Raw genomic sequence first — 13,610 nt, 5'->3', positions numbered from 1 at the left:
AACCTAGGGAGTTTTTTGATGGTCGTATTATTTTTGATGAGTGTGTAGGGATAATCGCTAAAGTGTGGAGGAAGTGTGGAGAAACACGGATAATTTAGCGTATGATGGATTGAAGCGCTTTAATAGATAGATTTTCTATGTTCGATCATTCTTTTTCTTTTGATTGCCAAGATAAAGTTATTCTTGTGGTAGAAGACGACTACGATATTGGCGACATTATTGAAAATTATTTAAGACGTGAAGGAATGAGTGTGATTCGTGCCATGAATGGAAAACAGGCCATTGAATTGCACGCTAGCCAACCTATTGATTTAATTTTACTTGATATTAAATTACCCGAGCTAAATGGCTGGGAAGTGCTAAATAAAATACGTCAAAAAGCTCAAACTCCCGTGATTATGCTAACGGCGCTCGATCAAGATATTGATAAGGTGATGGCACTACGCATAGGTGCAGATGACTTTGTGGTTAAGCCATTTAACCCAAATGAAGTGGTCGCTAGAGTTCAGGCAGTATTAAGAAGAACTCAATTTGCAAATAAAGCTTCTAATAAAAATAAGATCTATAAAAATATTGAAATTGATACTGACACTCATAGTGTTTATATACACTCTGAGAATAAGAAAATCTTGCTTAATTTAACGCTGACCGAATATAAAATTATTTCCTTCATGATTGACCAACCACATAAAGTCTTTACACGTGGTGAACTCATGAATCATTGTATGAATGATAGCGATGCCCTAGAACGAACCGTAGATAGCCATGTCAGTAAACTGAGAAAAAAATTAGAAGAACAAGGAATCCTTCAAATGTTCATTAATGTACGTGGCGTGGGATATAGACTGGATAATCCACTAGCTGTGAAAGATGATGTCTAAATAATATAAAAATATAGCTAGAGAATATGTTATGAAATATAAGTTAGGAATTAGCAAACAGCTTTTTATCGCATTAAGTATCGTTAACTTAAGTGTTACCCTATTTTCTATTTTAATGGGGTATCTGGTTTATAATTATGCGCTTGAAAAAGGCTGGATTACTTTAAGCTCAATTCAAGAAGACTGGACAAGCTTCCACCTCGTAGATTGGATCTGGTTATGTACTGTAATCTTCTGTGGCAGTATGATTTCCTTAGTGATCGGTATGCATCTTGCGAAGCGTTTCATTATACCGATTAATTTCTTAGCAGAAGCAGCCAAAAAAATTAGTCAAGGCGATCTCTCTGCTAGAGCTTATGACAATCGAGTTCATTCTGCTGAAATGTCAGAACTTTTATATAACTTTAATAATATGGCTCAAAAGCTAGAAGTTTCTGTTAAAAATGCGCAAGTTTGGAATGCTGCCATAGCCCATGAGCTAAGAACTCCCATAACCATTTTACAAGGTCGATTACAGGGAATTATTGATGGTGTTTTTAAACCTGATGAAGTTCTTTTTAAAAGCCTTTTAAACCAAGTTGAAGGATTATCACACTTAGTCGAAGACCTACGGACTTTAAGTTTGGTCGAAAACCAGCAACTCAGATTAAATTATGAATTGTTTGACTTTAAGTCGGTACTTGAAAAGGTTCTCAATGCATTTGAAGATCGCTTGCAACAAGCGAAGCTAGTGCCAGAACTAGATCTGACAACGACTCCTGTTTTTAGTGACCGCCGTCGTATAGAGCAAGTTTTAATTGCTTTAATTGACAATGCTATTCGTTATTCAAATGCAGGTAAACTTAAAATTTCTTCAGTAGTTGATTCACAAAACTGGACATTGAAAATTGAAGATGAAGGCCCGGGAATTGCAACCGAATTCCGAGATGATTTGTTTAAACCTTTTTTTAGATTAGAAGAATCAAGAAATAAAGAGTTTGGTGGTACAGGCTTAGGACTTGCTGTTGTACACGCAATTATTGTGGCAATGAAAGGTACTATTGAATACAGTAGTCAGGGTCCAAAAAGTATTTTTACCATAAAAATTTCTATGGGTTAGCGAGAAAAACCTTAGCGTTACAACTCTTCACTCTCATTTATTTTTCTACGAATTTCTTCTCGCCACTTTGTGGCGTTTTCCTGTTGTTTGTTTAAGAGTACACCTAACACATAAGCTGTGACTGCTGCCCCAATTAAGGCAATGCCGGTTTCATAAATAATATCTATCACAAACTCGAGCACGCCTTCAGACAAAAAATCTAATGTGCCAGAAAATTTGAAGAATTTCGCTATAGCGACCACCACAATTCCTAAAAAAGCACCCGTCCACAAAAATACTTTATGAATGTTTATAGGTGCTGTGACTTGATCAATTTGATCGGGATATTTTCGATAGTATTCAACCTCGTCTTCGGTTACTTCCGATGAGGACTTAAATAGTAATTTAATAAACAACTTATCTTGATCAAGTTTTGTATTTTTCTTCATAGATGCGATGTGTAATAAGTCTTTTAACATTTAATGTTATACATTTTTTTCTTTATTAAGTAAGAGGTTTCGTGTTCTGTAGCAGTTTAAAAAAACTTCGGTTTGCATAAGCCAAACACCATTAAGCGCTATAAATTTATAAAATTGACTTAATATTCATTTTTAAATACAATAAAAATGAATAAATAATCACTTTTATTAACTATGACTGAGCCTCAGCTTGTAAAACGTAAACGTAGCCCTAGCCTCGAAAAAACACAAGCAACCAAAGAAGCTATTCTTCAAGCTGCACGTATCCATTTTGCAGAGGTGGGTTTTGCTAAAGCCAAAGTTAGCGATATTGCAAAGAAAGCAAACATTGCCAATGGTACGATTTATTCTTATTTCAAAACCAAAGAAGAACTTTTTGAAGGTGTGATTGAAGATATCTTACAACAAGATCTTCGTTTAATTCGGGCTACAGATTTACAGGAAAATCAAACTGTTTATTCTTTTTTGCTAGAACATCTAGATAAAATTGTGGGTACTGTTGAAAAATCTGGCCGAGATGGCATTTCACGATTGGTCTTAAAAGAAGGTGAAAATTTTCCAAATATTAAGGAAATTTACTTTCGACGCATCCTTTCCCCATATTTGGTTGAATTTGAAAAATTAATCCAAATTGCTATAGATCGCAAAGAAATTGCGCCTGTAAATACAAAAGAGTTTTCTCTATTACTCATTGCACCCACATGGATGGGTGTCTTATATAACGGCATGCTACAAAATATTGAGACAATCAATATCAATAATCTTTTCCGTACAAATTTATATGCGCTATTTCATACAAATTTTCATAAGCTCGAATAAGCCTAGAAATATGCTCATTTCTTAAGAACGAAGCGTACCCAGCTCTCGTTCTTTTTTACGTTCTCACTTATCTAAACGATTGCATTTTAAATGCGTCGGTAGATTTTTACGCCTTAAATTTGTGAAGCAGAGGCTTCAGTTATGCAAAGAACGCCAAAATATTTAGAGCCTATGCCTAACTGGACGGAGACAGAACGTCCAGCATTGATTGGCTCACCTGCCTCAATTGAGCATCCGAATCACCTGAGAGTGGCTTACTTGTTTATTGGTGTATTTATCGCACTCTCGGCAAGTCTAGGAAATGGTTTAATTATTTCCAATGCTTTGCTCTTTCAAGGTGAATTTGGCCTTACCCCAAGTGAAGCAGCTTGGCTACCTGCAGCTTTCGTTATTGGAAACACTGCTGCAAATTTATATGTCATTAAAATTAGGCAACAGTTTGGACTTCGTTTATTTGCTGAAATCAGTTTAGTTTTATGCTGTATCTGTATTGGTTTACATTTACTTGTAAATAGCTATGAAATGGCTTTAGCGGTTCGATTTTTTGCAGGTATTGTCGCAGCTCCTCTGACTTCGATGAGCGCACACTATGTTATTCAGTCTTTTAAAAAACCGTCAGCACTGAAAGGTATTTATGTCATTTTAGGCCTACAACAGTTTGGTTTACCTTTGGCATGGATGATTTCACCCGGCATTACCCACGGTGAAGGATGGACAGATTTAGCCTATTTTGAACTTGGACTTTATCTATGCTGTTTAGCAATGGTGGTCAGCCTCAAATTACCGCGTAGTATCCGAGCTGCCGTATTAGAAAAAGCCGATATTTTTCCCCTTCTTTTTATCTTTCCTGCCATAGCTTTATTCAGTGCAGTACTTGTTCAAGGCCCTATTGTTTGGTGGTTTAACAACACTTGGATTGCTTATGCCCTTGCTTTGGGCTTTGTCCTCTTAGTCATTGGTCTTGTGATTGAACATCATCGCCAACATCCGCTCATCGTGACCCAATGGCTTGTCATGAAATCGACGCTTACGTTTATGATCGGTGCCTTTTCAATTCGCATTCTCATGTCAGAACAAAACTATGCGGTCGGACATTTTTTACAAGCGATGGGCTTATTACCCGAACAATTAGTAGGACTCTACGGCATGATTGGGCTGGGTGTTCTCGTTGGAAGCGTTGCAAGTATCTTAACGTTTAAACAACACCTATTAATGCAGCAATTACTGGTTGCAGAACTGCTTATTCTGATCGGTTGCGGTTTAGATCTTGGCCTCACGCATGATATTCGACCTCATAATCTCTACCTTTCGCAGTTTTTGATTGGCTGCGCAGGCGGTATTTTTATGGGACCACTCGTATTGATTGGCTACTTCCGTGTACTACAACACAGCCAATGGAGTGTGGTGACTTTTGCGGTGTTATTGGGAATTACTCAAAACTTAGGTGGGTTAATCGGTACGTCTTTCTTTTCAACCTACCAGCAACATCAAACTCGTCTACATCAAAATGCGATCTACACAAATCTAGATACAACCAATGCTACGGTAGAGTCTCGGCTTCAGATATATAGCAATCAGGCTCGACAAAACAGTACCGATCCCAATTTTCAGCAGAATTATGCACAAAAATCTTTAAATCAAGTTGTTACCCGTGAAGCTCAAGTTCTCGCATTTAATGACGTAATCAAAATCAATGCGCTACTGGCAACCCTCGTATTTATCTTTGGCGTGACTTCATTGTTATGGACGCGTTATAGCGCACGCAAACAAGCATGAGTGAGTAATTAAAATGGCTGAACAAGCACAAACACTGGGTTCTTCAGCTCAGTTTAGTTCCAAATTAATTAAACCGAAGCAATCGACCCTTATTATTATGGCAATTGTACTACTGGTCGGAGTACTGTTTATTTTCAGGGCATGGCACTTACCGCCATTTGCTCTAAACAGTGAACAAACCGATAACAGCTATATTAAAGGTCAAACCACGATTTTATCCTCACAAATCAATGGTTATGTAAAACGTGTTTTAGTGAAAGATTTTGATCATGTCAAAAAAGGTCAACCGCTCCTGATTATTGATGCTCAAACCTATGATCAAAAAGTAGTTCAGGCACAATCAATGGTTGAACAAGCAAAAAATAATTTGGCCAATCAACAACAGACTATTGCACAGCGTCAGGCCGATATTGCCTCAGCGCAAGCAAAAGTGGATCAGATTCAAGCTGAATATGATCTTTCTGTGGCTGAGTCAAAACGTTATTCACAATTAGGAAGCTCTGGTGCTGCCTCACAATCCGAACAAGATAAAGCTTTTGCCAATGAAAGAAATAATTTGGCACTTCTTAAACAAGCTTTAGCAAATTTGTCGGTTGCAAAGGAGGCTTTAAAAACGGCGCAAGTGGCTAAAGTCGGTTTACAGGCTGAGGTTAATAATGCCCAAGCTCAACTGGATCAGGCAAAAACAACTAAAAATTATAGTGTGATTTATGCACCTATGGATGGACAGTTGGGTGAAGTCAATCCACGTGTTGGACAATATGTATCAGTGGGTTCTCAATTGCTTTTTTTAATTCCCCAAAAGACTTGGGTGATTGCCAATTTTAAAGAAACCCAAATGAAAAACATGCGTATTGGCCAAAAAGCTACTTTTACGGTCGATGCGTTGGGCCATCAAAAATTCACAGGTCATGTAGAAGAAATTTCACCTGCTGCCGGCTCTGAATTTAGTGTTATTAAACCGGATAATGCGACAGGAAACTTTACCAAGGTGGTACAGCGCATTGCGGTGCGAATTGCGATTGATCCAAATCAAAAAGATTTAAATCGCTTAAGTCCGGGAATGTCCGTGATTACCACAGTAATGAATTAATACTTATTATTTCAAATAAGTGCGCTTAAGAAGATCAATCTGATTAAGCGCTATACCTTATTAAAATTTTCTTTTAATGCATTGATTAAGATATTTAATAAAGGCGCTTGCTCACGTCTATGCGGATAATACAGGTGATACGGTTCATAGCTATGTCGCCAGTCCTTTAGCGTTTCTTTCAGTTCACCACTTTCAATATAAGGCTGAACCATATCAATAGGTAGATAAGCGATGCCTACTCCACTTCTTACTGCTTGAAGCACGGGAGATAAGGTTGTGAAAACAATTTTAGCGTTAACGTTAACACTCTGCGTTTTATTTCCTTTGGTAAATTGCCAACGATAGAGTTCACCATGTGTGGGTAACCTTAAATTGATACATTGATGTTCAACTAAATCTTTTGGCTGCTTAGGATGACCATAACGTTCTAAATATTCTTTGGTAGCCACTGTCAGCATTTGTATAGGTTCACTAATTTGTAAAGCGATCATGTCTTTAGAAACCAAACCGCCTCTTCGAAGCCCTGCATCAAAACGACCATCTACAATATCGACCAGACCATAATCAGAGGTAATTTCGACTGAGATTTTTCGAAATTGTTGTATAACTTTTTCAACGGCGGGCCATAAAACAGTCTGGATGCCATATTCATCGGCACTAATACGTAATGTTCCTGCCGGATCATTTTTTAAAGCACTGAGCTGATTCATGCCATGTTCTATTTCTTCGATGGCAGGTTGAATCAAGCTAAGCAGATATTCACCTGCTTCTGTCGGTGCGACACTTCTGGTAGTTCTTGATAATAGCTTTATACCAATTCGGTCCTCTAAATTACGGAGCGTTTGGCTAATGGCTGATTGTGAAGTTCTAAGTTTTGCAGCCGCACGAGTGAAGCTTCGCTCCTGTGCAACCACAATAAATGTATGCAAATCATTCAGATTTTCTTTCATTATTTATAAGTATTCAATATAAGTGCTATCTCATTATAGTGGATTATCATAATGAATCACTAGGGGTATATTGGTTTCATCGAGATAGTTCTTCTCTTGGAGAAAAATGATGAAAACTGTAACTTTTAAAAATAAAGATATTGATGTTTCTGCAACCATACGTTTTCCAAAAGATTTTGATGAAAACAAAAAATATGCAGCGATTGTATGCGCCCACCCAATTAGTAGCTGTAAAGAACAAACTGCCGGCGCAATCTATGGTGAAAAACTTACTGAAGCTGGGTTTATTACTTTAGCATTTGATGCATCGTATCAAGGTGCTAGCGGTGGCGAACCACGTTTCCTTGAAGACCCTGCAACACGTGTAGAAGATTTCCGCTGTGCAGCCGACTATTTAACAACGCTTGCTTATGTCGATGAAAACCGTATTGGTGTATTAGGCGTATGTGGTGGTGGCGGTTATGCTGTTAATGCTGCTATGACTGAACGCCGTTTTAAAGCAGTCGCAACTGTGGTTGCAGCAAACTATGGTCGTTTAATGCGTGAAGGCGACCAAACACCTGAAGCTGCCATTAAAACTTTAGAAGCCATTGCAGCACAGCGTACTGCGGAAGCTCGTGGTGCCGAACCATTTATTACCCAGTACATTCCAAACTCACAACAAGAGCGTGAACAAGCTGGCATTCATGATATTGATATTAAAGAAGCTGTAGATTACTACAAAACCCCGCGCGGTCAGGCAGAAGGTTCACCAAATAAACTTCGCTTTTCAGGTTTAGCGGCTGCTGTTGGGTTTGATGCGTTTCATTTGGCAGATCACCTACTCACCCAACCCTTACAAATTGTGATTGGTGGAGTTCCGGGAGGCTTCGGTTCATATCGTGACGGTTATGAGCTATATAGCAAAGCGGCTTCTAAAGATAAAAACCTCTTTGTGGTTAAAGATGCAAGTCATTATGACTTATATGATCAACCTGAACCTGTTGCTCAAGCCTTAGAAAAAATTATTCCATTTTTTCAAAAACATCTTTAATTCATAAATTGGAAAGTTTCTCAAGCAGGGAAACTTTCCACTCCCTTCACCTCGTGTTTCACCCTCTCTTTATAAGCTGAATATATCTATGAAAACTGTTCTTATCACTGGTGCCAGCTCGGGTATCGGTAAAGCGCTGAGCTATAAATTTGCGGCTGAAGGTTTTAATTTAATTATTGTTGCCCGCCGCATTGAGGCACTTGAGCAAATCAAACAAGATATTGAATCGAAATATCCTGCCATTAAAGTACATATTGAAACTGCCGACTTAAGTAAAGATGGCAGTGCAAAACAACTTTATGAAAAGTTAAATTCTTTCCAGATTGATGTCCTCATTAACAATGCTGGCTTTGGTGATTATGGCTTTCCATGGGATGTTAACCTAGAGAAAGCCAACGATATGATCAACCTGAATATTAAGGCTTTGACGGATTTATCTTTGCTGTATGTAAAAGATTATGCAGACAAAGATTCAACCTTAATCAATACCGCTTCAATTGGTGGATACGCCCAATTTGATATTGCAGTCACCTACTGCGCCACCAAGTTTTATGTTGCCTCGTTTACCGAAGGTCTAGCTTTAGCTATGCAGTCTCAAGGCAAAAAAATGCGAGTTAAAGTCTTGGCACCGGGTGCAACGGCAACCGAATTTGTAGGCCAAGCTTCTGTTAATGGCGGCATAGATGGCGACCACCTATTTAGTCCAGAAGCATTTATTAGCGCTGAACAATTAGCGGATTATGCCTACCAACTGTATCAAAGCGACAAAGTGGTTGGCATTGTCAATGAGCAAAATGGCTTCGATCTCAAAGATCTTATTTACCCTCGAGTAGTTCTTGGCTCATAAATTCAAAAGTTGAGATTTAAAGATGAAAACTTATGGCTATGCTGCTGTAGAGCAAGGCACGTCCCTTGTGCCTTTCACATTTGAACGTCGCGAATCAAATGGCGATGACGTGACAATCGAGATTTTATATTCAGGCGTCTGCCACTCAGATTTACATATGGCAAAAAACGACTGGGGACGCGCGGTCTACCCGTTGGTTCCCGGTCATGAAATTGTTGGCAAAGTAATTGCCATTGGTCGAGATGTGACCAAGTTCAAAATTGGTGATCATGTCGCCGTGGGAACTTTTATTGATAGTTGTATGGCGTGCGATCAATGTCAAAAAGGTGAAGAGCACATGTGCCGTGAAATCCTGACCGAAACCTATAATGGTCAGGATCGTGTCACAGGTGAAAATACCTATGGTGGATACGCCAAACATATTGTCGTGAAGGAGCATTTTGTTTTAAGCATTCCGGACCGTTTAGATATTTCGCGTGCAGCACCTTTACTATGTGCAGGCATTACTACCTATTCTCCTCTACGTACTTGGAATGTTGGCCCCGGTACTCGTGTAGGTATTATCGGGCTTGGTGGTTTGGGTCATATGGCAGTAAAACTTGCTGTAGGCCTAGGTGCAGATGTCACGGTACTTAGCCGTTCAAAAAATAAAGAAGCGGATGCTTTGCAATTGGGTGCCCATCATTTGTTAGATACTTCAGATGAGGCTGCCATGCAACAAGCATTGAATGGCTTTGATGTGATTTTGGATACAGTGCCGGTAAAACATGATATTAACCCTTATATTCCATTATTAGATATTGATGGAACTTTTGTAGTGGTTGGGCAATTAGGGTTACTTGAAGAGCCGTTTACCGTTCCAATGATTATGGGCCGCCGTCGAATTGCAGGCTCTATGATTGGCGGTATCGCTGAAACTCAGGAAATGTTGAATTTCTGCGCCCGTCAAAATATTTTACCTGACTGTGAAATGATTCGTATGGATCAAATTAATGAGGCATTTGAGCGCCTAGAACGTTCTGACGTGCGGTATCGTTTTGTCATTGATATGAGCACTTTATAAACTCAGATAGTTTCTGACTAAATTTTCTAGTTGAGAGTTGTTTCCTTTCTAAAATCAGCGCAAAAGATTGAAGATAATACCCCTCTCAGCTAGAAATTTTTAACTGAATATTTATTTGAAAAGACTTTGAATATAAAAATTAAGTGATCAATGAGTTGCTCTATAGATACTTATAGCAACTAAACAAGCTGCTTATAATAAATGGCTGTGCCGTCATAGTTCCCGTTTGAGCTTAATGCGAAACTTGGAATTACACCTACACGAACAAATCCAATTTTGCTATATAAAAGTTCGGACACATCGCCTTCACGTGTATCTAAAACAAGTAATCGCAAGCCCTTTTCTCGTGCAAAATTTTCTAGTTGTTTAGTCCCGGCATTTGATGGATCGGATCAATTTTAAAAAGTTCAGGTTCATCTGTCCACTGTTTGCAGATGAATTCGTAGGGAGTCAGGCCCCTGAGTGTTTTGAGTCTGCGGCCGAAGTTGTATGCAGCAATAAAATCAGCAAGGTGAATGCATAGCTGAGTGTGATCGTCGTAATGGAACCGTTTGACAGTAGCTTCTTTAATCGTTCGGTTCATCCTCTCGACCTGTCCATTGGTCCATGGATGCTTAACCTTGGTAAGACGATGTTCAATGCCACATTCAGTACAAACCCGATCAAAGATGTGCTCAGAGGCGTAGCGATCACAGGTGCGGTTCGTGAACTGGATGCCGTTATCTGTTAGCACCGTATGGATTCTATAGGGCACAGCCTTAACCAGATTGCGCATGAACTCCGCGGCTGCCATCTTACTGGCTTTAGTATGCAATTCAGTGAACGCAAACTTGGAAGTGCGATCAATGGCAACGAAGAGATAAAGCTTACCCTGTGCTGTTTGCATCTCAGCGATGTCGATATGAAAGTAACCAATGGGGTAGCTCTTGAAGCGCTTCCTGACAGGGCGATCACCTTGTACCTCAGGCAGTCGTGAAATACCATGCCGCTGTAAGCAGCGGTGTAACGACGAGCGTGTCAGATAAGGAATACTCGGCTGCAATGCATAAAGGCAATCGTCTAGCGGCAACAAAGTGCGTTTTCGAAAAGCAACAATTGCCGCCTCATCTTCAGGCGATAACACGCTTGAGCGAGGATTCTTTGGGCCGGTTGTAAGATCATCTACTGAAGTACGTTTCTTCCATTTTGCGACGGTCTTTTGATTGATGCCGTAACGCTTGGCTAGCGTTCTTAAGCTCTCTTGACTATTTTGTATTGCTCGACGCACTGCCTGTGTCGTTGTGGCGCTGCTGTGTAGAACTTGTCCCATAGTGCTTCCTTCCATTTATCTGAGAATATTGCACCATTAAAATCTGGGACTAAACATCTAGTTCATTCATTAGTAATGTTGCTATCCCTTGTTTTCTTGTAGATGTGAGCACCATGAGTTTTTCAACTTCGGCTCTATGAACGCCGTTCTTTTTACTTACTAAGGATAATTGGACACTACCTACGATTTTTCCTTGTTGAATGGCAATCCATAGACGGCTACTACCTTGTGCTAATTTATGGTTGACCTCACCCCAATAATTTAAAACATCGTCCTTTTCTACGGGAGCTAAGAAACCGATTGAAGCTCCGCTATTAATAGAATCTTCTAACAGTAGCGATAAGCCTTCTTCATAATCGCCAATTTCATTTATTTCTAAAATTTCAATATTTTTCATATTTCTTCTCAAAGTTATTTGAAAAAAATTTATTAGGATGGTTCGCAATCCTTAATTAGATTTAGCATGTGTAGAAAAGACAACTTTCAATTAAGCAATTTTCTCATCATTGTTAATATTTTCATAGTTTTATATACTAAATTTATATGATTAATTAACTTAGCCTATAAATTTCAGAGTTTTCAAATGAACAAAAAATTATACTATTGGGGGCATGATTTAGATCAATATTCTTCTGACAATGTGGAAGACTATGGCGAAATTATTGAAATAAAGCGTCTAAATTTTTTTATCGGTAAAAATAATTCTGGAAAAAGCCGTTTTCTTAGAAATTTATTTATTTCCGATTATCCTAGCAATTTTTTTAGACATATTGAAATTTTAAAAAATATCAAAAGATTGAAAAATTTTATGTTAATTAACGATTTTTCTCAACATCGTGAAAAATTAATAGAAATGAAAGGATATTATGATGCTTTTTTCACAAACTCTAAAATAGGTAATTTCAACCAACTTATATATTATATTTCAAAAATAGATCAAATGTTTTCCAGATTACCAACGAATTATCGCTCGGAAGCCAATTATCAAGATATTAATTTTAGTCAAGATGATATAGAAAAGATAAATGATCTTTTTCAAGATAAATTTTATATCCCTACTTTAAGAGGTATGCGACCTGTAACAGATATAAATAATAAACAACCTTATCTGGAACGTGCCCAAAAGGATTACTTTCAAGATAAGTCTAGGTTTAATGCTGAAAATATAATTACCGGTGAATGTTTATACTATGAATTAAAAATTCACTTACTTGGTAAACCTGAACAACGTGAACTTATCAAAAAATATGAAGAAAAATTGAGTCAATATTTTTTTGATAATGATGTAGTTACATTAATTCCGATGTTTGGTAAAGATGAGAATGGAAATGAAAATGACGTAGTCCATATTAAAATTGGTGATGAAGAACAATTTCCAATTTATAAATTAGGAGATGGTTTACAACAAGCTATCATTATGACCTATGAGGCTTTTATTAAAAAAGATAAGACTCATGCTTTTTTTATAGAAGAACCTGAACTACACATGCACGCAGGAATGGTGCGTCAGTTAATGAATTTCTACTTAAATGAAACACAGCATTACTATTTTTTTACCACACATTCTAACCACTTGTTAGATATGGTAGATGAATCAGATCAAGTCACAATTCAAAAAATTATCAAAGTATTAGATGATGATAAGACGTTTTCTTTCAAAATTTATAATTGTGACAAAGACCATGAATTATTAACATCTTTAGGAGTTCGCCCCTCATCTGGCGAATTCAAACATGAGGTGCGACAGTTTCAAAAGCCATATGATAATCAACAAGCTGAGCAAATTTCTCTAATGGTGTAAGCCAATCTAACGCCTTTCTAGGACGAGTATTCAGTGACATGGCAACTTGATTTAAATAATGCTGATCTGCCTGATTTAAATCAATCCCTTTAGGTAAATATTGCCTAATTAAACCATTCATATTTTCGCATGTGCCTTTTTGCCAAGGTGAATGTGGGTCACAGAAATATACATCTATGCCTAAATCTTCTTCGAGTATTTTATGTTCTGACATCTCGCGTCCACGGTCATAGGTCAACGTTTTACGCAGTTCTGCAGGTAAATATTTCAGAGCTTCAGTTAAAGCCTTGCGCACTGATTCTGCCTTTGCATCAGGTAATGTTGCCAAGATACAGAGCCGTGTATTTCGTTCAATAAGTGTTGCTATCGAACTTTTATTGTCTTTACCTTTAATTAAATCAGCTTCCCAATGACCCGGTATTTTTCTTTCTTGAACTTCGGCTGGGCGCTCATGAATAGTTTTAATATCCTGTAATATAGA

At 38.1% G+C, this 13,610-nt stretch carries 11 protein-coding genes and 4 pseudogenes; 9 read left to right on the top strand and 6 right to left on the bottom strand.

Going from position 1 to position 13,610, the window contains the following annotated elements:
* The first annotated feature begins 137 nt into the window (after positions 1-137).
* Together adeR and adeS are read left to right on the top strand one after the other, a co-directional pair.
* The gene (adeR, locus tag J671_RS13875; protein ID WP_004887203.1) at positions 138-881 is read left to right on the top strand and encodes an efflux system response regulator transcription factor AdeR; all 744 of its coding nucleotides are present in this window, start codon (positions 138-140) and stop codon (positions 879-881) included.
* Between the two features lie 31 nt (positions 882-912).
* On the top strand, positions 913-1,980 hold the full coding sequence (gene adeS / locus J671_RS13870) for a two-component sensor histidine kinase AdeS (RefSeq protein ID WP_004887202.1): 1,068 nt from the start codon (positions 913-915) through the stop codon (positions 1,978-1,980).
* 17 nt (positions 1,981-1,997) lie between these two features.
* On the opposite strand, the gene J671_RS13865 is transcribed toward adeS, so the two are convergent.
* Positions 1,998-2,408, bottom strand: coding sequence for a hypothetical protein (locus J671_RS13865; protein ID WP_006580906.1), 411 nt, complete (start codon positions 2,406-2,408; stop codon positions 1,998-2,000).
* Between the two features lie 204 nt (positions 2,409-2,612).
* Here J671_RS13865 and J671_RS13860 point away from each other — a divergent pair, with 204 nt between their 5' ends.
* From J671_RS13860 to J671_RS13850, 3 genes are all read left to right on the top strand, one after another.
* Positions 2,613-3,257: a TetR/AcrR family transcriptional regulator gene (locus J671_RS13860; protein WP_004708743.1), complete on the top strand. Its 645-nt coding sequence runs from the start codon at positions 2,613-2,615 to the stop codon at positions 3,255-3,257.
* Positions 3,258-3,398: 141 nt separating this feature from the next.
* A complete protein-coding gene (locus J671_RS13855) occupies positions 3,399-5,033 on the top strand; it encodes an MFS transporter (protein ID WP_004887198.1) in 1,635 nt (544 codons plus the stop codon).
* 13 nt (positions 5,034-5,046) lie between these two features.
* Positions 5,047-6,126 (top strand): HlyD family secretion protein, encoded by a 1,080-nt coding sequence (locus J671_RS13850; RefSeq protein ID WP_004887196.1) that lies wholly within the window; start codon positions 5,047-5,049, stop codon positions 6,124-6,126.
* Between the two features lie 50 nt (positions 6,127-6,176).
* On the opposite strand, the gene J671_RS13845 is transcribed toward J671_RS13850, so the two are convergent.
* Positions 6,177-7,076: a LysR family transcriptional regulator gene (locus J671_RS13845; RefSeq protein ID WP_004887193.1), complete on the bottom strand. Its 900-nt coding sequence runs from the start codon at positions 7,074-7,076 to the stop codon at positions 6,177-6,179.
* Positions 7,077-7,185: 109 nt separating this feature from the next.
* Between J671_RS13845 and J671_RS13840 the strand changes: the two genes are divergently transcribed.
* The 3 genes from J671_RS13840 (at position 7,186) to J671_RS13830 (ending at position 10,019) form a co-directional block, all read left to right on the top strand.
* Positions 7,186-8,109, top strand: a complete 924-nt coding sequence (locus J671_RS13840; protein WP_004887191.1) for an alpha/beta hydrolase — start codon at positions 7,186-7,188, stop codon at positions 8,107-8,109.
* 88 nt (positions 8,110-8,197) lie between these two features.
* Positions 8,198-8,956 (top strand): SDR family NAD(P)-dependent oxidoreductase, encoded by a 759-nt coding sequence (locus J671_RS13835; RefSeq protein WP_004887188.1) that lies wholly within the window; start codon positions 8,198-8,200, stop codon positions 8,954-8,956.
* 22 nt (positions 8,957-8,978) lie between these two features.
* Complete coding sequence (locus J671_RS13830; RefSeq protein ID WP_004887186.1) at positions 8,979-10,019, top strand: NAD(P)-dependent alcohol dehydrogenase; 1,041 nt, start codon at positions 8,979-8,981, stop codon at positions 10,017-10,019.
* A gap of 179 nt (positions 10,020-10,198) precedes the next feature.
* On the opposite strand, the pseudogene J671_RS25115 reads toward J671_RS13830, so the two are convergent.
* The 3 genes and pseudogenes from J671_RS25115 to J671_RS13820 form a co-directional block, all read right to left on the bottom strand.
* A pseudogene (locus tag J671_RS25115) lies at positions 10,199-10,384 on the bottom strand (GNAT family N-acetyltransferase); the annotation flags it as partial.
* Positions 10,378-11,328 carry an IS481 family transposase gene (locus J671_RS13825; protein WP_031952559.1) on the bottom strand — a complete coding sequence of 317 codons (951 nt, stop codon included), beginning with the start codon at positions 11,326-11,328 and terminating at the stop codon, positions 10,378-10,380. The gene J671_RS13825 and the pseudogene J671_RS25115, both read right to left, overlap by 7 nt.
* A 55-nt stretch (positions 11,329-11,383) precedes the next feature.
* A pseudogene (locus tag J671_RS13820) lies at positions 11,384-11,725 on the bottom strand (GNAT family N-acetyltransferase); the annotation flags it as partial.
* A 186-nt stretch (positions 11,726-11,911) separates the two neighbouring features.
* On the opposite strand from J671_RS13820, the pseudogene J671_RS0104540 reads away from it, so the two are divergent.
* Positions 11,912-13,048: pseudogene (locus tag J671_RS0104540) on the top strand (AAA family ATPase); the annotation flags it as partial.
* 7 nt (positions 13,049-13,055) lie between these two features.
* Here J671_RS0104540 and J671_RS0104535 read toward each other — a convergent pair.
* Positions 13,056-13,610, bottom strand: a pseudogene (locus tag J671_RS0104535) (IS30-like element ISAba125 family transposase); the annotation flags it as partial.

The sequence above is a fragment of the Acinetobacter sp. 1130196 genome (assembly GCF_000588095.1).
In the GTDB taxonomy this organism is placed as follows: Bacteria; Pseudomonadota; Gammaproteobacteria; order Pseudomonadales; family Moraxellaceae; genus Acinetobacter; species Acinetobacter nosocomialis.
Note: the sequence above shows the minus strand (reverse complement) of the source record. Positions and strands in the feature narration are given on the sequence as shown.

Excerpts from the sequence above, each read along its gene's own strand:
- J671_RS13825 (WP_031952559.1), bottom strand. The coding sequence starts at position 11,328 with ATGGGACAAGTTCTACACAGCAGCGCCACAACGACACAGGCAGTGCGT.
- J671_RS13860 (WP_004708743.1), top strand. The coding sequence starts at position 2,613 with ATGACTGAGCCTCAGCTTGTAAAACGTAAACGTAGCCCTAGCCTCGAA.
- adeS (WP_004887202.1), top strand. The coding sequence starts at position 913 with ATGAAATATAAGTTAGGAATTAGCAAACAGCTTTTTATCGCATTAAGT.
- J671_RS13865 (WP_006580906.1), bottom strand. The coding sequence starts at position 2,408 with ATGAAGAAAAATACAAAACTTGATCAAGATAAGTTGTTTATTAAATTA.
- J671_RS13835 (WP_004887188.1), top strand. The coding sequence starts at position 8,198 with ATGAAAACTGTTCTTATCACTGGTGCCAGCTCGGGTATCGGTAAAGCG.
- J671_RS13850 (WP_004887196.1), top strand. The coding sequence starts at position 5,047 with ATGGCTGAACAAGCACAAACACTGGGTTCTTCAGCTCAGTTTAGTTCC.
- J671_RS13840 (WP_004887191.1), top strand. The coding sequence starts at position 7,186 with ATGAAAACTGTAACTTTTAAAAATAAAGATATTGATGTTTCTGCAACC.
- J671_RS13855 (WP_004887198.1), top strand. The coding sequence starts at position 3,399 with ATGCAAAGAACGCCAAAATATTTAGAGCCTATGCCTAACTGGACGGAG.
- J671_RS13845 (WP_004887193.1), bottom strand. The coding sequence starts at position 7,076 with ATGAAAGAAAATCTGAATGATTTGCATACATTTATTGTGGTTGCACAG.
- J671_RS13830 (WP_004887186.1), top strand. The coding sequence starts at position 8,979 with ATGAAAACTTATGGCTATGCTGCTGTAGAGCAAGGCACGTCCCTTGTG.
- adeR (WP_004887203.1), top strand. The coding sequence starts at position 138 with ATGTTCGATCATTCTTTTTCTTTTGATTGCCAAGATAAAGTTATTCTT.